Raw genomic sequence first — 16896 nt, 5'->3', positions numbered from 1 at the left:
CTCCAGAGGCCATCAATGACGCTTGACTCTGCACTCTCCGGGATGGCCGGGCCTCCGAAGGACGGGCAGCCGGCACGCCGTGTTGAACGCGCCGCCGCCGGTACCGTTCTCGGGGCTGCCGGAGCGGTGACGGTTGCCGGCGCACTTGCCCTGGCCCTGGACTTCCTGGCCCGCTTTTCCCCGCGGCTCGGACCGGTCTCCGACGGGTGGGCGGCCGCTGTCCCGCACGAGGCACTGGCCGGCTTCCGCTGGTTCCTGGGCGACATGAGCGAGCCGCAGTTCTACAAGTCCGAGCTCGCCTCCCTGGGCCTGCTCGCCGGAGCTGGCCTGGCCTGGTGGGCCAGCTGCCGTCGGAAGAAATGGGCGGGCGCCGCGCTGGCGTCCGGGACCGGGCTGTGGCCGTGGCTTCTCGCCTCGGCCGTGTTGAGCCTGCTGGTCTCGAACCTCGCCTTCGGCTGGATGCTCGACGCCGGGTGGCAGCCGACGTTCGTGCCTTTCGTTTCCGTGGCCCCCGCCGTGGTCCTCGTCTACGGACCCGGCTGGAAGACGTGCCTGAGCGGAGCGGTGCTGGGAGCGCTGACGACGACACCGCTGGCCTTGCTGCTGATCGCCGCCATCTCCCGGCCCCTGGGTCTTCCCGCCGTGGTGGCCTGTGTCCTCGCCATGGCCGCCGGCTCGGCCTTGACGTTCGCAATCGCGCGGAAGCTGCCGTGGCTGGTCCTCCCGGCGGAACCCTTCCGGGAGGCGGGCACAGAAGTGGAGCCGCCGCCGTCGTCCGTTCCGGGTTTCAGGAGTGACGCAGTCTGGGCCGCCCGCCGGGTCCTCTGCGACTTCAGCGAGGCGCCCTTCTTCGCCAACGAACTCGCCAGCGCGGGCCTGCTGCTGGGCGTTGCGGTGGCGTTCGTGCTGAACCCGGGGCTGCCCGCCTACGGATCCGGCTTGCTGCCCCGGATCCTCTTCGCGCAGGTGCTGACATCGGCCATCGGCGTGGTGCTGTGGCGGGGCTGGTTCCGCGACGGCGGCTGGGCGGCAACGTACGCGTCCGTGGTGTCGGTGGCGCCCGCGGCCGTGCTCGCGACGGGTGGTTCCTGGACGGGGGTCATCGGCGGGGCCGTGCTGGGTGCGGTCCTCGCACCACCCGTGGCCCGGGCCGTGGCCGCCCGGTTGCCTAGGGATTTCCACCCGTCCATCGGCAACACGGTGGCGATGGCCGTGGCGACGGCGCTCAGCCTGCCGCTTCTGGGGCTGCTTCCCCGGTGACTGGATCCGCGGGACCCGCCTACCATTGAATGGAAACCGGCCGCCCTGGATGCGGCCGCTGCAAAGGAGCGCGGCATGGCCAACTCGGCATCCGGGGACTCGGTGGTGGACCGCGTGGTCCGGGTCATCGAGGCCTTCCCCGAGGGGGCGGACGCGCTCCAGCTGTCCGAGCTGGCCGAACGCTCGGGGCTTCCGCTCTCAACCGCCCACCGCCTGGTGCGCCAGCTCGCGGGGCACGGCCTGTTGGAACTCGGCGCGGCTGGACATGTCCGGCTGGGCCTGCGCTTCTGGGAACTGGTGAACCGCAATTCGCCCGCACTGGCCCTGAGGCAGGCGGCGATGCCCTTCATGGAGGACATCCAACAGGTGCTCAAGCAGAACGTGAACCTGGCCGTGCTGGAGGGTTGGGAGGTCCTGTTCGTCGAACGGCTGTCCCGCCGGGGGTCGGTGGCGAACCGGGCGCGGGTCGCGGGGCGCATGCCCGTGCACATTTCCTCCGCGGGCCTGGCCCTGATGTCCCACCAGCCCCGCGCGGTCCAGGCGGAGTACCTCACGCAGTTCCGCGATCCGGCAGGGAAGGTGACGGCCGACGTCGTACGCCAAATGCTTGCTGAAACCCACCGGCAGGGGTACGCCGAACTGGCCGGCGTGGTGGACCCGGACACCTGGGGCATCGCGGTCCCGGTGCTAGACGGCGGGAAGCGCGCGGTGGCGGCGCTCGGCGTCGTGGTTCCGTTGGCGGAGGTCCGGCTGCAGGCGCTGGTTCCGGCGCTCCAGACGGCGGCGCGCGGGATCGGGCGTCAGCTCGCCGACTCGAACAGTTTCCGTTCAACGGGATCCAGGTAACGCCGCTCACCTGCTTCGGTCCACACTGTTCCCAAGCCGGGCGGCACGCCGCCGCAGACCGCAACGAAGCGAGGAATACCGTGGCACGAACACGCATCAGCACCCAGGTCGCCATTATGGGCGCAGGGCCGGCCGGGCTCATGCTCTCCCACCTGCTGGCGCAGCAGGGCATCGAGTCCGTGGTGGTGGAAATCCGCAGCCGGCAGGCCATCCAGGAGACCGTGCGGGCCGGGATCCTGGAGCACGGCACGGTCAATCTGCTGGTGGACTCGGGCGTCTCGGACCGGGTGCTGCGCGAAGGCGACAGGCACGACGGCATCGAGCTGCGCTTCAACGGCGAAAGCCACCGCATCGACTTCAAGGAACTCGTGGGGGAGTCAGTCTGGCTGTACCCGCAGACGGACGTGTTCATGGACCTTGCCGCGCGCAGGGAGGCCGACGGCGGCGACGTCCGCTACAGCGTCACTGACACCAGCGTCCACGAGCTGGAGGGCAGGCCGAAGCTCTGGTTCACCGACGCCGATGGGCAGGAGTTCGAGCTCGAGGGCGATTTCCTGGTGGGCGCGGACGGTTCGCGCAGCCATTGCCGGCGCCAGGTCCCCGAGGCCGCGCGGACGCAGTCCTTCCACGAGTACCCCTTCGCCTGGTTCGGCATCCTCGCCCAGGCCCCGCGTAGCGCCGAGGAACTGATCTACGCCAACTCCGAGCACGGCTTCGCCCTCATCAGCCAGCGCACCGAGACCGTCCAGCGCATGTACTTCCAGTGCGACCCCACGGAGAACGCGGCGGACTGGGACGACGACAGGATCTGGGCCGAATTCCGCAAACGCGTCAACGGCAACGGCTTCGAGCTCAAAGAAGGGCCCGTGCTGGAGAAGATGGTGCTGCCGTTCCGCAGCTTCGTGCACGCGCCCATGCGCCACGGCAAGCTCTTCCTGGCCGGCGATGCCGCGCACACCGTCCCGCCCACCGGCGCCAAGGGACTGAACCTGGCCATCAACGACGTCCGGCTGTTGTTCCAGGGTTTCGAGTCCTTCTACGGTTCCGGGTCTACCACGCTGCTCGATTCCTACAGCGACCGAGCCCTGGACCGTGTCTGGAAGGCCCAGCATTTCTCCTACTGGATGACCTCCATGCTGCACACCGTCCCCGGCGCCGACGATTTCAGCCGGGCCCGGCAGTTGGGCGAACTGCGCTCCGTGGTGTCCTCCCGGCACGGACAGGCGTACCTGGCGGAGGCGTACACGGGGTGGCCGGGGCGGTAGGGTTGCTCCCTTCCAGTGCGATCCCCGCGAAGGCGTGGCCGACCACCGGGATGACGAACGTACCTGGGCCGAGTTCCGAAAACGGGTCAACTGAAACGGCTTCGAGGTCAAGGAAGGGGTGCTGCCCAACCGTCGTCGGGCGTTGCTTCGTTTGGCGGGCACGGCGCCTAGGAAAGACCCGCGGCATTTCACGTCCTAAGAGGGGCGTGATGGTGGTTTCGGCGGGGTGTTTGGCGGGGGTCCACGTGCGGTGGCGGGACGAACCACGGGACCCCGGCCCTAACGGTGATTTTCCACTGTTCTTTGTGGATCACGTGATGGTGGTGGCTGCAGAGCAAGGTGCCATTCTCCGTGCTGGTGGCGCCGCCGTGCGACCAGTAGTTGATGTGGTGGGCCTCGCACCAGGGCGCCGGCATGGTGCAGTCCGGGAAAGCGCAGCCTTGGTCCCTTGCGGTGATGGCTTTGCGGACGTGGGGCGGGAAAATCCGAGTGGTGCGGCCGATATCCAGGACGCGGGAACCGCTGCCGAAAAGGACGGGGATGATGTCAGCATCGCAGGCGATCTTGCGGATGATGTTGGGATGGATCGGGCCTTGGAACGTTGACGAACCACTGCTGATAGGTGGGTTCTCTTGGGAGCTCGCGGTGGTGCTCGCCGTGGTGGCCGCGTGCTTGAGCTGTTGAAGGAGGTCGCGGTAGCTGATGGTCACCATGACCTGGGGCCGGAGGCCGCCGTTTGCCGGCAGTTCGCCGGTGGTGAGGGCGACTCCGCAGGCGCCGACCAAGCCGTCCAGTAGTTTCTGTGCGCGGGAGCGGCGATCCGGTTCCGCATCCCCGGCCGCAGTGTCCTGCAGCCGGGGGTTGCAGGCAACGTTCATTACCGTGGTGAGCGTTTCGAACTGTTCGGCGGTGGCGAAGATTTCCAGGTGGCGCAGCCCGTACCGGGGCTTGCGGATGAAGGCGCCCTGGAGTTGGCGTAATGCTTCCTCGCTGGGTTCTGCGCCGTCCTGGTCGATCGCATCGGTCCAGCGTTTGGCCGTTTTCACCAGGAAGTCGGGGTCGGACTCAGCGGCCACGGCGGTCAGTTCCTGTTCCAGCTGAGCGACTGCGTCCTCTTTGATGAGGTGGCGCACGCTATCCAACGCGGCACTGACAACAGTCGCGGACCGGGACGGCACCTGCGCGGAACTTACAGCCGCTGCGAGTACCTCGCGCCGCGGTGGAATGTCCTGGCCGGCCAGGCCCGCACTGGACAATATGTCCGGGGCGAGGGCCAGCCTGCGCCGGGCTTCGCTGATGCTGATCCGAAGCCTGGCTCGTAGGAACTCCGCGGCGTTCCGGTACCCATCCTCCATGAACCCGACCGCGGAACGGCCCGCGGGTATCGAAGTATTGGAACCAGCTTCCGCTTCGGTCCACCCGGTACGCCAGCCGGGCGTCGACGACGGGTTCTCCTGCCGGGCCCCGTGCCGGGTCCGTTCCACGGCCTGGGCCGCGACGAGCTGCAAGTACTCCAACGTTCGCGAGAGTTCCTCGACCCTGCCTGCGAAATCCGCGGCTTCCGCGAATCCGAACAAGCGTGCTTCGGCGGCGGCGTCCACACGGAGCGAGGACAGCGTCCGGTGTGCCTGTTCGAGCGCATCTTCCGCACCCCGGGCCGCTCGGCCCGCCGGACGGGCGCCCAAAGGCAGCACGGCTACCGACGCCACCGTCCGCGGAGCCACGAAGTGCGCGATCCCTTCCATGCACCAACTCTGCCAGGAGCCACTGACATTAAAGGGGCACATCAAAGGGCATGCAGGCGGTCCAGACGACGGCAGGTGCCTTCGCGCACGACGGCGGGAGGCCGCCGTCGTGCGCCGCTTTCGTTAGGGCGGGCGGACCCCTAGCCCACCGGCGCCAGTGCGCCGACCAGACCGAACAGATCCTTGGGGTCCTCCGGGTTGGCCACGAGGTCAATCTCCTCGAAGAAGGCCGTGCCGCCGACGGCGTCCCGGACGTAGCGCAGCGCCGAGAAGTCCTCGATGGCGAAGCCCACAGAGTCGAACACCGTTATCTGCTCCGGCGAGGTGCGGCCGGGCTTCGTCCCGGCGAGGACTTCCCAGAACTCGGTCACGGGGAAGTCGGACGGCAGTTGCTGGATTTCGCCTTCGATCCGTGTCTGCGGGGTGAACTCGACAAACACCTCCCCGCGGCTCAGGATGGCCGGGTCCAGCTCGGTTTTGCCGGGGCAGTCGCCGCCGATCGCGTTCAGATGCACCCCTTCGCCGATCAGATCCGCGGTGAGGATGGTGGCCTGGGTCTTGTCGGCCGTGCAGGTGGTGATGATGTCGGCTCCTGCCACGGCGTCCGCGGCGGAAGTGGCGACGGTGACCTCGAAGCCCAGCGGCGCGACGTTCCTGAGGAACTTCGCGAGGGCTGCGGGATCGGTGTCCCAGACCCGCAGCTCGCGGATTCCCAGGGCGCCTCGGAACGCCAGGGCCTGGAATTCCGACTGGCTGCCGGCGCCGACCATGGCCATCACGCGGGAATCGGGACGTGCCAGGCGGCGGGCCACCATGGCGGAGGTCGCGGCGGTGCGGAGGGCGGTGAGGATCGTCATCTCGGCCAGGAAAGTGGGGTAGCCGTTGTGGACGTCGGCCAGCATGCCGAAGGCCGTGACCGTTTGGAAGCCGCGGGAAGGGTTGGAGGGGTGGCCGTTGACGTACTTGAAGCCGTAGCTTTCGTGGTCGCTGGTAGGCATCAGTTCGATGACCCCGAACGGGGTGTGGCTGGCCACGCGGGGGCATTTGTCGAACTGCTCCCAACGCCGGAAATCGTCCTCGATGTATTCGATCATTCCGGCGATGACTTGTGCCGGTCCGCGGTCGGCCACCCAGCGGACCATGTTCTGAACGTCGACAAAACGCGCCATGGCGTCCTCATTTCTGTAGGCATCTCATTTGCTTTGAGCCACAGTACGGAGGGACGGTTTGCATGCTCAATGACAGAATTGCCGACTTTTTGAACAGAATCTAGGCGAAATGCTGAGCTCAGACATACATTGTGTTCATGGTGGAGCTTGATGACCTGGACCGGCGGCTGATTTCGGCACTGCGCGAGGACGGCCGTGCGCCGGTGGCCGTGCTGGCCCGGAAGCTTGGCGTCGCCCGGGCCACCGTGAACAGCCGGCTTGAGCGGCTCGTGTCCTCGGGAGCCGTGGTGGGCTTCTCGGTGCGGGTACGCGACGAGCTCGATCCGCTGACCATCCGCGCCGTCTCGCTCATCGCGGTGGAGGGCCGCTCCACGGACAAGGTGATCCGGCAGCTCCGCGGCTTCCCCGAGATCAGCGCGCTGCACACCACCAACGGCGGGTGGGACCTCGTGGCCGAATTGCGTGTCGAAGACCTGCCCGCCTTCGACGCCGTCCTGGGCCGCATCCGCTCGATCGACGGCGTGGTGAACAGCGAAACGAGCCTGCTGCTCAGCTCGGTGCTGCGGTAAGGGCGGTAAAGCGGGCCCTGTCCGCCCGGGTCCCTATCCCCACAGCCCTACAGCCCTACAGCCCTACAGCCCCGGCCCCTATCGACATACTGCCGTCCGTGCTACGACTGGGATCAGGAACAACTCCCAGGAGAAGCCATGGCTGAAGAACAACCCGTCCTCGTCGTTGGAGCAACCGGATACCTCGGCGGCCAGGTGGTGGACCAACTCCTTAGCCGCGGCAAGCGGGTCCGGGCCTTGGTCCGTCCGAAATCGGACGCGGGAAAGCTTGAGTCCAAAGGCGTGGAGATCGCCCGCGGGGACATGCTCGACGCCGGTTCCCTCGTCACGGCGATGACCGGCGTTGCTGCTGTCATCTCGACGGCGGCCGGCTACACCCGGAACGACCGGAACGCCGAGGCGATCGACACCTTCGGCTACGCCAACCTCGCCGTTGCCGCCAACCTTGCCGGCGTTCCGCGCTTCGTGCTGATCAGTATCCTCACCTGCGACCAGACGCCCCAGGTTCCCCATTTCTGGAACAAGAAGCTCGCCGAAGACAAGCTCGAGGAACTCGGCGTCCCTTTCGTTGCCCTGCGGCCGGGGGCCTTCTTCGACATGGTCGCCCGGGTGGGCGGCGACCCCTTCAAGAAGGGCCGCATCATCTGGCTCGGCTCCAAGGACGCGCCGCTGAGCTTCGTCCTGACCAGCGACCTCGCCGGATACCTGGCCGATGCCGTGGACGCGGACATCGCCGTCGGAGAGCGCGTCGACATTGGCTGGAGCCGCCCGCTCAGCATGCTGGAGGCCGCAAAGCTCGCCTCGGCCCACACGGACAAAGACATCAAGGTCATGTCCATGCCCACCTCGGCGCTGCGCGTCGCGGGAAAGGTCACAGCCAAATTCGCCCCGATGATGGCGGACATGGCGGCCATGGGGGCCTGGTTCGACACCGGCAGATACGTCGCCGATACCAGCCGCCAAGCCGAACTCTTCGGGCCAGTCCCGACGCCGGAAGACGCCATTACGCGGCTGGCCTCCGGGATGGGGCACCAGGGCCCCGGGCACTGAGGGTTGCTAGGCTTCGACGCCGGCCAGCAGCGGCTCGCCGTTGAAGAACTCCAGTTCCCAGCCGTCCACCGGGTGGTGGTGCACCAGGTTCAGGGCGGCGTTCTCGACGCTGGGCAGGGACCGCCCGGTGGCCCGGTCCAAGGTCAGCCGGATCAGCGTGCCGTGCGACACCACCAGGACGCGCCGGCCGCGGAACTCCTCCGCCAGTTCTTCCAAGGCAGCCAGGCCCCGGGCCGCCGTCGACTCTTCGCTTTCGGCGCCTTCAAAGCCGCCGGGGATGCGCAGGGCGTCCAGTTCCGGGCCGGCCTGCAGGCCTTCGGCCTTGCCGTAGCCGCGCTCGATCAGGCCCGGCAGGCGGCGTTCCACGCTCAGCCCGAGCCCCGCAGCGATGAGGTCCGCGGTTTCCGCGGCACGGCCCAGCGGCGAGGACACCACGGCGTCCCACTCGTAAGGGGACAGGACGGCGACGGCGTCACGCGCCTGGCCGCGGCCGACGTCGTTCAGCGGAATATCGGTGGATCCCTGCAGCCGGCGCTGCGCGTTCCAGTCGGTTTGGCCGTGGCGGACGAGGGCGAACGTCGTGAGGGTCATGCCTTCCATTCTGCCTGAGCAAATTTTCCGGGCGTAAAATTCGAGGCGGACGCCAGCGCCGCCGTCGTAATTTTGACCCTTCGAGGAAAGGCGGACCGCCCGCGTGAAGGCCGTAGCGGAACTGTTCACCATGGCCCCCGGAAACAAGGACCACCACCCTGCCCTCCGCTGCGCCATAGGTGTCTTCGTCCCGCTCATCACGCTGACATTGATCGGACGCCTGGACCTGGCCGCCTTCGCTTCCTTCGGCGCATTTACGGGAATCTACGGGAGGAACGAACCGCACCACCTTCGTTTCCGCAGCCAGCTGCGCGCCGGCGGGCTCATGCTCCTGGTGATCCTGCTCGCGACCCTGACCGCACGGATCGCGCCGCAATGGGGGCTCGGGCCGGCCGGATATTCGTGGCTCCTGGTCGCCGCGACAACGATCGTGGCCGGCGCCTGCTCGGTGGTCATCGCGTTCTGGCGGCTCCGGCCCGCGGGCTCCCTGTTCCACATCTTCGGTTTCGCGGCCATCGCGTCCATTCCGGTGCAGCCGCCGCTGGGGGAGACGATGCTGGCCGCGGTGCTAACCACGGTCTTCTGCCTGCTTGTCGGGATGTCGTCCAGGGTGGTTCCGAGCCACCGGACCCCGTGGAAGCGCCCGCCGGCCATAAGGCGCACGGTGCCCGAACGCCGCGCGGCCTGGCTGGAAGGCGGCGGCTACCTGGTGGCGGCCGGGCTTGCCGGGGTCCTTGCAACGGTGGTGGGCGAGTGGCTCGGTTTCGGTCACAGCTACTGGGCCATGGTGGCCGCCGTGGTCCCGCTGGTGGGCCATTCAACGAGGCACCGGGTCCGCCGCGGCATCCAGAGAATCGCCGGAACGGTGATCGGGCTCGTCCTGATGGCGGGCATCCTGTGGCTGAACCCGGCGCCGTGGGGAATGGTCCTGGTGATCGCCCTGTGCCAGTTCGGCGCCGAGATGTTCATCGCCCGGCAGTATCTTCTGGCCCAGGTCTTCGTGACGCCGCTGGCCCTGATTTCCACCCTCCTGGCCGCTGCGGTCGACCCCGGCCTCCTGCTGCGGGACCGCATCGTGGAGACGGTGATCGGTGCTGCCGCCGGTGTCGTGGTGGTGGTGGCGCCCGCGGTGTGGAGGCGGCTGCGGCGGTGAGGGTTGCCGGCGATGCTCCTTCCCGCTGTCACAGGCAAGCGGGAAGGAACGTCGCGCAAGGCTCCTACGCGGGGAGACGCTTGGCAGACAGGAGCGGGGCGAAGAACGCGGCGAGCTCCGCCGTCGCGGTCAGGGGCAGCACGTTCGCCACGTACTGGTCCGGGCGGACCACCACCACAACGCCCCCGCGGTCCAGGCCGCGCAGTTCGAAGATGTCCGCCTGCGGGTCGGTGGCGTAGACCTTCTCGTAGTCGGTGAGCCGGAAGGGACCGACGCTGGGCTTGAACACGGCCGGCACCGCGCCGATGTCCACGCCGGTGTGCGGCTGCTGGTAGATCACCTTGAGGTCGAACCATGCGTCAGGGTCAGCGTCCGACGGCGTGGCGGCCAGCGGCGAGTCCGGCGCCGTCGCGATCCACTCGGCGAAGTCCGCGACGGGGCCCGGGGCCCCGGCCTCGGCGGCGTCGGCGAAGACGTAGATCCGCCAACGGCCGTCCGCCTTGGCGTGGTGGCCGAGGTGCATCGGGTTGGTGTCGCAGACGCGGGCCACGGGAGCCGACTTGAAGCGCTTGCCGATGGTGAAGCCGGTGGCGAGGTCCTGGTGCGTGGCTTCGCCGACAATCAGCGACGGCGAGTACTGGGTCATGAAGCCGGCCGGGAACTCGGCGGTGCGGACGTAGAACTCCTCGAGCTCGGACGGGTCCTCGAATTCTTCCGGTTTCTTGGCCATCATCGAGGACCATTCCTTGTCGAAGTCGATGAGGTTCTTCGCCACCACCTGGCGTTCGGCCGAGTAGGTGGACAGGAGGCTTTCCGGGCTGCGGCCTTCCAGGACGTGCCCCAGTTTCCAGCCGATGTTGAAGCCGTCCTGCATGGAGACGTTCATGCCCTGGCCGGCCTTGGCGCTGTGGGTGTGGCAGGCGTCGCCGGTGATGAAGACGCGGGGGGTGCGGGTGCCGAGGTCCTCCGGCAGGACGTCGTCGAAGCGGTCGGTCAGGCGGTGGCCCACCTCGTAGACGCTGTGCCAGGCGACGTTCCGCACGTCCAGCGTGTAGGGGTGCAGGATCTCGTTGGCCTTGGCGATGATCTGCTCGATGGTGGTCTGGCGGACGGCGTGGTCCTCGCCTGCTTCGCCCAGGTCCACATACATGCGGAACAGGTGGCCGCCCTCGCGGGGGATCAGCAGGATGCTGCCGCTCTCGGCCTGGATGGCGCACTTGGTGCGGATGTCCGGGAAATCCGTGACGGCAAGGGTGTCCATCACGCCCCAGGCGTGGTTGGCCTGGTCCCCGGCCATGGTGCAGCCGATCGATTCGCGGACCTTGCTGCGTGCGCCGTCGGCACCCACCACATACTTGGCACGGACGGTGCGTTCCTGGCCTTCCAGGGGACCGGAGGTGTGGAGGAGCGTCACGCTCACCGGGTACTCGCCGTCGTCGTCCACTTTCAGGCTGCGGAACTCGTAGCCGTAGTCGGGCTTCATCCTGCTGGGCGAGTTCGCCATGAACTCGGCGAAGTAGTCCAGCACGCGGGCCTGGTTCACGATCAGGTGCGGGAACTCGCTGATGCCGGTGGGATCGTCCACGGCGCGGGCGGCCCGGTGGATGCGTGAGGGGTCTGCGGGGTCCGGCTTCCAGAAGGCCATTTCGGTGATGTGGTACGCCTCGGCGCTGATCCGCTCGGCGAAGCCGAAGGCCTGGAAGGTCTCGACGCTGCGGGCCTGGATGCCGTCGGCCTGGCCGATCGCGAGCCGGCCGGGGCGGCGCTCGATGATCCGGGTGGTGACGTCCGGGAACTGGGAGAGCTGGGCCGCGGTAAGCATGCCCGCCGGGCCGGTGCCCACGATGAGTACGTCGACTTCGTCGGGGAGTTCTTCGGGGCGGTTCAGTCCGACGCCGGCGGCCGGCTGGATCCGCGGGTCGCCTGATACGTATCCGTGGTGGTGGAACTGCACGGGAGGTCCTCACTTCTTTGTGGTTGTTCTAATATAGAACACATAGTTCTTTATTTGAACTAGAATCTTGCTGAAGACTGTACCGCGGTGTGACGTGGCTGACAAGACGCGGCGGTTTCGGGGAGGTCTGCCGGAGCTGTGCGTACATTTTGCTGGATCACCTCGGGGTGCCCGCCCAACCGCCCGCGGATTTTCGGGGCCGGAGCCGGCTGCCGACGGAGGTGATCCAGCAAAATGTTGCCGTTGATCCGGGTCCTCTACTTGGCCCGCAGCGGCCAGGGCGCCCAGCCGCCGGGCAGCTGCGCAAGGCGTGCCCGGGCGTTCTCGAGGCGATCTTCGGGAACCGGGCCGGTGTTCCCGCCACCCATGGAACCGTCCTCGAAGGCCAACCGCATGCCTGCGTTCCCGCCCGGGTCCACCCATTCGCGGAACCCACCCAAGGTGACGCCCCGGACCACACGCTCCAACTCGTCTGCGCATCGTTCGGCGGTCTCATCGCAGGCATCGCAGCCACAGGCCGGGTAGATGAAATCTTGCTGGGCGCCGGCGTGGACGGCGAGGCCCGGAAAGTCGGTAAAGACAAAGGTCAGCGGCGCGGCATCGCGTCCGCGCGGCGTGATGCGGACGGCGCGCACGGGTGTGATGCCGTGCCGCAGAAGGTCCCCGGCGTACTCCTGCGCGGAGTCGACGTCGGCGTCGAACGTTTTGGCGAGGTAGTCGATCAACGCGTCGGCCACCAAGTGCAATCCCGTGAACCGTTCCGGACTGCTCACCCTGCTGCAAGCGTCCGACGGCGCGCCGTCCGCTCCCCAACGCTCGCTGTAATGGATGGGCCCGCCGTCGTCGTCATGGAAAACGGCGGCCGGCAGAGCCGGCCGGACGAAGCGTTCTACCGGTTCCCCCATGGGCCACAGCCTAGCCGTGCTGCGCTGACGCTGCCGGTACCCTGAGGGCATGGAACGTGGGGGAGTATCCAGGAATTGGCGGGCCGTTGTTGTCGGAATCGTAGGCGTGGTGATAGCTAGGCCGGCTACCGCTGCCCGCCTGACTTTTGAACTCCCTGTTCAGTCCCTAGATCGCGCCGCTGCCGTAGCGCCTAGGATTGGTGTGGCAAACGACAGTCGGAGCAGCCGGTCCCGGACCGGCCAAAGCGGGAGCATTAATGGCAGCGGGACCTAGTACTGCGCAGGACGAAACTGCATCTGAAAAAGCCGTCGGCGAAGAGGAACAGGCCTCCCCGGAACCCCTTGACCTGACCAACAAATCCGTGGTCAAGGCGACGGTCCTGCTCGGCGAACTCGGCCGGCACCGCCAAGGAATCACTGTCACCGAAATTGCCCAGGCGGTCGGGATGACGCGGCCCACGGCCTTCCGCCTGCTCCTGAGCCTTGAACAGCGCGGTTTCGTGGCGCGCGTGGACAACCGCTACATGCTCGGCTGGCAGATGGCCCGACTCGGCCGCCTCGCCGATCCATATGCGGGAGTCGTCTCAAAGATCCAGCCGCTCCTGAACGAGTGCGCTGCCAAGTTCAACGAGACCATCACCTTCGTCATGGTAACGGGGGAGGCCAGCTATGACGTGGTGGCCGAGGCCTCGGGGGCGCGCTTTCTGAACGCCAGCGCCATGTGGGTGGGCAGGACCTACCCGATGCACGCCAGTGCGGCCGGCAAGGTGGTCCTCGCCGAGCTGAGCGACGAGCAAGTTGTCGCCGCCCTGCCAAAGCGGCTTGAGTCCTTCACCCCCAAGACCATCACCAGGCGGGACGCCCTCCTCGAGGAACTGCGCCGCGTGCGGGAACAGGGATACGCGATCCTCGACGACGAACTCGAGGAAGGCCTCTTCGTCATCGCCTGCCCCGTCCGGGATTCCGCAGGGCAGCTGCTCGGCGCGCTGACCGTGAATGGGCCAACGCAGCGGGTTAAGTCCGACGATCTGTCCGCCCTCGCAGGGCAACTGCAACTGACCGCAGACAAGGTGGCCGAAGCGCTGGCTTAGCGTTTGGCTTTTTGCGCTTTGGTGGCGCCCAGGATGTGCGTTCGTCCATAATGCGGAGCAACGTCTCGTCGTCCGGGCAGGGCTGGTCGTCGACCGGGCATATGCCCAGGGCGGCGGGTCCGTTCTGGCCTCCGGTATTTGACCTCCCAGGCGGGAACCCGTGTAAGTTCCAGCGTTCCGCCATCCTCCACGAGCTGCGGGCGGCCGACTGGTGCGTCTGTCAATTCATGCCCCGCGCGCCAGCTTCCCAACGACGCCGGCCAGCAGCTTCGCGCGCGACTCGGGGGTGCGCGCCTTGAGCAGGGGGAGGACCAGGGCGTAGCGCGCGGTTCGGCCCATTGCTTCGAAGGCGACGACGGCGGCCGGATTGGCCGCGATGGCCTTCGTGACGTCCTCGGGGATTTCCGCGGAGCGCTGGGATTCGTAGGCCGCGTCCCAGCGCCCGTCGGCCTTGGCTGCCTCGATTTCGGCGAGCCCGCCCGGTTTCATGCGCCCCGAGGCAATCAGTGCCTCTGCCTTGCCGACGTTCACTCGCGACCAGGAGCTCCGTCGGCTGCGTTTCGAATAGCGCTGCAGGAAGGATTTCTCGTCGAAGCCCTTGCGCTGGCCGTCGATCCACCCGAAGCACAGGGCGCCGTCCAGGGCATCTTCAATGGCGAGCAGCGGGGCGCCGGAGTTCTTCTTCCCGATGAGCAGCCAGGCTTCGCTTTGCGCCGAGTGGTTTGCCGCCAGCCAGCCTTCCCACTCGGGACCGTCCTGGAACGCGAACGGTTCCGCTGTTGCGCCCATCTCAGGACTGCTGGGCCGCGAGGATGTCGAAGTCCTGGTACCAGGCCGCGGCGGCCTCGACGTCGTCGGCCCAAAAACTGATCGTGCTGAAACCCCTCAGGCTCAAAGCGATACCTTCCCCCGTTTGTTTGCCGGCCACGGTCAACGATGCCGGGGAACGCGCGGTGCGTCAACGGAACCGGGGCCGGCCCGGCAGAATGCCACTGCGCGTCCCCCGGCGTGACCAGGGGTTGACGCAGCTCACATCCCGAGGCATAGTTTTCGTATACGATTTCGTACCTGATAGACACTCGACGACGAGGAGACGCGCACTGATGGAAAACGTGCCGATGGAAGCCGGAACCCGGGAACTCAACCCGGAGCTGTTGGCCCGGACGCGCAAGGTGATCGCGGTCCACATCAACTACCCCAGCCGTGCCGCGCAGCGTGGCCGCACGCCGGAGCAGCCGTCGTACTTCCTGAAGCCGGCGTCCTCCCTGGCGCTCGGAAGCACAAGCAACCCCGGCACCGTCGAGCGCCCGGCAGGCTGCGAGCTCCTTGGCTACGAAGGCGAAATCGCCCTCATCATTGGAAGGAATGCCCGCCGAGTGAGCCCCGAGGACGCCTGGGGCCATGTCGAGTGGGTCACGGCCAGCAACGACCTCGGCGTCTACGACCTCCGCTACGCGGACAAGGGCTCCAACCTCCGCTCCAAGGGCGGGGACGGCTTCACCCCGGTGGGTCCGGCACTTATCCCGGCCGCCGCCGTCGACCCCGACGCGCTGCGCATCCGCACCTGGCACAACGGCGAACTCGTCCAGGACGACACCACCGGGGACCTCCTCTTCCCCTTCGCGCGCCTCGTCGCGGACCTCTCGCAGCTCCTCACCCTGGAGCCGGGCGACATCATCCTCACCGGCACCCCCGCCGGCGCATCGGTCGCGGTGCCGGGGGACGTCGTCGAGGTTGAGGTCACCGGCCGTGACTTCAGCAGCGGCCGCCTGGCCACCGCCGTCGTGGAAGGCGCGACGCCGTTCGCCGCCTATGGTGCGCAGCCCAAGTCCGATGACACCCAGCGGGAGGAGGCGTACGGTTCGCGCGAAGCCGCCGGACTGTCGCCGGCTGGTGCTGAAGGTGCCAAGCCCGGGCTCGATCCGGAGCTGAAGAAGAAACTCGAGTCCGTCGCCACGGCCACCCTCTCCAGCCAGCTGCGCAAGCGCGGGCTGAACAACGTCAGCATCGACGGCCTGCAGGCCACCCGCCCGGACCGCCGCGTCGTCGGCCTGGCCCGCACCCTGCGCTACGTGCCCAACCGCGAGGACCTCTTCAAGACCCACGGCGGCGGGTTCAACGCCCAGAAACGCGCCGTCGAATCCGTCAACGAAGGCGACATCCTGGTCATGGAGGCCCGCGGCGAAAAGGGCACCGGCACCGTGGGCGACATCCTTGCCCTGCGCGCCCAGGTGCGTGGCGCGGCAGCGATCATCACCGACGGCGGCGTGCGGGACTACTCGGCCGTGGCCGGACTGGAGATCCCCACCTACTTCGCCAGCCGCCATCCTGCGGTGCTCGGCCGCCGCCACGTCCCCTGGGACACGGACATCACCATCGCCTGCGGCGGCACCACGGTGCAGCCGGGCGACATCATCGTGGCCGACGCGGACGGCATCCTGGTGATTCCGCCGGCCATCGCCGCGGAACTCGTGGACGAATGCATCGCCCAGGAACGCGAGGAAGCGTTCATCTTCCAGATGGTCGAGCAGGGCCACAGCGTTGACGGGCTTTTCCCGATGAACGCCGAATGGCGCGCCAAGTACGAGGAATGGGTGCAGGACAATGACTGAGACCGTCACGGGCAGCCTCGCCTCGGGCGAGAAGACGGGCAGCAAGTCCCAGCAGGCGTACGAAGCGGTGAAGGCCCGCATTGTGGACGGCGCCTATTCGCCGGGCTACCGCCTGGTGCTGGCCAAGATCGCCGAGGACCTGGGCTTCAGCGTGGTCCCGGTCCGCGAAGCCATCCGCCGCCTCGAAGCCGAAGGCCTGGTGACCTTCGAACGGAACGTCGGCGCCACCGTCTCAGGGATCGACCCCACCGAATACCTCTACACGATGCAGACCCTGAGCATCATCGAAGGGGCGGCCACGGCGTTGTCCGCGCCGTTGATCGATGCGGCATCGATTGCGCGGGCGCGTGCGGTCAACGAGGAGATGCGCGACTGCCTGGAGCACTTCGACCCCGTCCGCTTCACCCGGCTGAACCAGGACTTCCACAGCGTCCTGTTTGAACGCTGCCCCAATCCGCACATCCTGGACCTCGTCCACCGCGGCTGGAACCGGCTCGCCTCGCTGCGGTCCTCCACCTTCCGCTTCGTCCCCGGCCGCGCCCGGGATTCGGTCGAGGAGCACGAGGCGCTGCTCCGGCTGATCGAAAACAACGCCGACGCCGACACCATCGAGAAAGCCGCCCGCCGGCACCGCGCCGCCACCCTGGACGCCTACCTCGCCCAAGCCAACCACTAGACAGGACTTC

15 protein-coding genes are annotated in these 16896 nt (G+C 67.7%); 9 read left to right on the top strand and 6 right to left on the bottom strand.

The features are described 5' to 3' along the window. Nucleotides 1-15 precede the first annotated feature (15 nt). The 3 genes from ACN9M4_RS19385 to ACN9M4_RS19375 all read left to right on the top strand — a co-directional run bounded on the left by ACN9M4_RS19385 (nucleotide 16) and on the right by ACN9M4_RS19375 (nucleotide 3371). Complete coding sequence (locus ACN9M4_RS19385) at nucleotides 16-1260, top strand: hypothetical protein (RefSeq protein WP_426300816.1); 1245 nt, start codon at nucleotides 16-18, stop codon at nucleotides 1258-1260. 75 nt (nucleotides 1261-1335) lie between these two features. Next, entirely contained in the window at nucleotides 1336-2106 is a 771-nt protein-coding gene (locus ACN9M4_RS19380) for an IclR family transcriptional regulator (protein WP_426300814.1), read from the top strand. Nucleotides 2107-2186: 80 nt separating this feature from the next. Then, nucleotides 2187-3371, top strand: a complete 1185-nt coding sequence (locus ACN9M4_RS19375; RefSeq protein ID WP_426300812.1) for a 4-hydroxybenzoate 3-monooxygenase — start codon at nucleotides 2187-2189, stop codon at nucleotides 3369-3371. Between the two features lie 188 nt (nucleotides 3372-3559). On the opposite strand, the gene ACN9M4_RS19370 is transcribed toward ACN9M4_RS19375, so the two are convergent. Both ACN9M4_RS19370 and ACN9M4_RS19365 read right to left on the bottom strand, forming a co-directional pair. Next, nucleotides 3560-5116 carry a DUF222 domain-containing protein gene (locus tag ACN9M4_RS19370; RefSeq protein ID WP_426300810.1) on the bottom strand — a complete coding sequence of 519 codons (1557 nt, stop codon included), beginning with the start codon at nucleotides 5114-5116 and terminating at the stop codon, nucleotides 3560-3562. Nucleotides 5117-5256: 140 nt separating this feature from the next. Beyond that, nucleotides 5257-6285, bottom strand: coding sequence for an ornithine cyclodeaminase (locus ACN9M4_RS19365; protein WP_426300808.1), 1029 nt, complete (start codon nucleotides 6283-6285; stop codon nucleotides 5257-5259). Nucleotides 6286-6422: 137 nt separating this feature from the next. On the opposite strand from ACN9M4_RS19365, the gene ACN9M4_RS19360 reads away from it, so the two are divergent. After that, nucleotides 6423-6854, top strand: a complete 432-nt coding sequence (locus ACN9M4_RS19360; RefSeq protein ID WP_426300806.1) for an Lrp/AsnC family transcriptional regulator — start codon at nucleotides 6423-6425, stop codon at nucleotides 6852-6854. A gap of 138 nt (nucleotides 6855-6992) precedes the next feature. After that, nucleotides 6993-7904, top strand: coding sequence for an SDR family oxidoreductase (locus ACN9M4_RS19355; protein WP_426300804.1), 912 nt, complete (start codon nucleotides 6993-6995; stop codon nucleotides 7902-7904). A 6-nt stretch (nucleotides 7905-7910) separates the two neighbouring features. On the opposite strand, the gene ACN9M4_RS19350 is transcribed toward ACN9M4_RS19355, so the two are convergent. Next, nucleotides 7911-8504: a histidine phosphatase family protein gene (locus ACN9M4_RS19350; RefSeq protein ID WP_426300802.1), complete on the bottom strand. Its 594-nt coding sequence runs from the start codon at nucleotides 8502-8504 to the stop codon at nucleotides 7911-7913. 94 nt (nucleotides 8505-8598) lie between these two features. Between ACN9M4_RS19350 and ACN9M4_RS19345 the strand changes: the two genes are divergently transcribed. Beyond that, nucleotides 8599-9648 (top strand): FUSC family protein, encoded by a 1050-nt coding sequence (locus ACN9M4_RS19345; protein WP_426300800.1) that lies wholly within the window; start codon nucleotides 8599-8601, stop codon nucleotides 9646-9648. A gap of 64 nt (nucleotides 9649-9712) precedes the next feature. Here the strand turns inward: ACN9M4_RS19345 and ACN9M4_RS19340 are convergent, their stop codons facing one another. Both ACN9M4_RS19340 and ACN9M4_RS19335 read right to left on the bottom strand, forming a co-directional pair. Continuing rightward, nucleotides 9713-11602 (bottom strand): FAD-binding monooxygenase, encoded by a 1890-nt coding sequence (locus tag ACN9M4_RS19340; RefSeq protein ID WP_426300798.1) that lies wholly within the window; start codon nucleotides 11600-11602, stop codon nucleotides 9713-9715. A 257-nt stretch (nucleotides 11603-11859) separates the two neighbouring features. Then, complete coding sequence (locus tag ACN9M4_RS19335) at nucleotides 11860-12507, bottom strand: DUF6226 family protein (RefSeq protein ID WP_426300796.1); 648 nt, start codon at nucleotides 12505-12507, stop codon at nucleotides 11860-11862. 257 nt (nucleotides 12508-12764) lie between these two features. On the opposite strand from ACN9M4_RS19335, the gene ACN9M4_RS19330 reads away from it, so the two are divergent. Further along, entirely contained in the window at nucleotides 12765-13598 is an 834-nt protein-coding gene (locus ACN9M4_RS19330; RefSeq protein WP_426300794.1) for an IclR family transcriptional regulator, read from the top strand. A 225-nt stretch (nucleotides 13599-13823) separates the two neighbouring features. Here ACN9M4_RS19330 and ACN9M4_RS19325 read toward each other — a convergent pair whose 3' ends face one another. After that, nucleotides 13824-14387 (bottom strand): YdeI/OmpD-associated family protein, encoded by a 564-nt coding sequence (locus ACN9M4_RS19325; protein WP_426300792.1) that lies wholly within the window; start codon nucleotides 14385-14387, stop codon nucleotides 13824-13826. A 314-nt stretch (nucleotides 14388-14701) separates the two neighbouring features. On the opposite strand from ACN9M4_RS19325, the gene ACN9M4_RS19320 reads away from it, so the two are divergent. Both ACN9M4_RS19320 and ACN9M4_RS19315 read left to right on the top strand, forming a co-directional pair. Then, nucleotides 14702-16210 carry a fumarylacetoacetate hydrolase family protein gene (locus tag ACN9M4_RS19320; RefSeq protein ID WP_426300790.1) on the top strand — a complete coding sequence of 503 codons (1509 nt, stop codon included), beginning with the start codon at nucleotides 14702-14704 and terminating at the stop codon, nucleotides 16208-16210. Then, nucleotides 16203-16886, top strand: a complete 684-nt coding sequence (locus ACN9M4_RS19315; RefSeq protein WP_426300788.1) for a GntR family transcriptional regulator — start codon at nucleotides 16203-16205, stop codon at nucleotides 16884-16886. Before ACN9M4_RS19320 ends, ACN9M4_RS19315 begins: the two co-directional genes overlap by 8 nt. Nucleotides 16887-16896: the final 10 nt, after the last annotated feature.

Source organism: Arthrobacter sp. R-11 (assembly GCF_049913155.1).
Classification (GTDB): Bacteria; Actinomycetota; Actinomycetes; order Actinomycetales; family Micrococcaceae; genus Arthrobacter.
Note: the sequence above shows the minus strand (reverse complement) of the source record. Positions and strands in the feature narration are given on the sequence as shown.

Coding starts and splice junctions, on each gene's coding strand:
- ACN9M4_RS19320 (WP_426300790.1), top strand. CDS start 14,702: ATGGAAAACGTGCCGATGGAAGCCGGAACCCGGGAACTCAACCCGGAG.
- ACN9M4_RS19380 (WP_426300814.1), top strand. CDS start 1,336: ATGGCCAACTCGGCATCCGGGGACTCGGTGGTGGACCGCGTGGTCCGG.
- ACN9M4_RS19315 (WP_426300788.1), top strand. CDS start 16,203: ATGACTGAGACCGTCACGGGCAGCCTCGCCTCGGGCGAGAAGACGGGC.
- ACN9M4_RS19350 (WP_426300802.1), bottom strand. CDS start 8,504: ATGGAAGGCATGACCCTCACGACGTTCGCCCTCGTCCGCCACGGCCAA.
- ACN9M4_RS19330 (WP_426300794.1), top strand. CDS start 12,765: ATGGCAGCGGGACCTAGTACTGCGCAGGACGAAACTGCATCTGAAAAA.
- ACN9M4_RS19325 (WP_426300792.1), bottom strand. CDS start 14,387: ATGGGCGCAACAGCGGAACCGTTCGCGTTCCAGGACGGTCCCGAGTGG.
- ACN9M4_RS19360 (WP_426300806.1), top strand. CDS start 6,423: ATGGTGGAGCTTGATGACCTGGACCGGCGGCTGATTTCGGCACTGCGC.
- ACN9M4_RS19370 (WP_426300810.1), bottom strand. CDS start 5,116: ATGGAAGGGATCGCGCACTTCGTGGCTCCGCGGACGGTGGCGTCGGTA.
- ACN9M4_RS19355 (WP_426300804.1), top strand. CDS start 6,993: ATGGCTGAAGAACAACCCGTCCTCGTCGTTGGAGCAACCGGATACCTC.
- ACN9M4_RS19365 (WP_426300808.1), bottom strand. CDS start 6,285: ATGGCGCGTTTTGTCGACGTTCAGAACATGGTCCGCTGGGTGGCCGAC.
- ACN9M4_RS19335 (WP_426300796.1), bottom strand. CDS start 12,507: ATGGGGGAACCGGTAGAACGCTTCGTCCGGCCGGCTCTGCCGGCCGCC.
- ACN9M4_RS19385 (WP_426300816.1), top strand. CDS start 16: ATGACGCTTGACTCTGCACTCTCCGGGATGGCCGGGCCTCCGAAGGAC.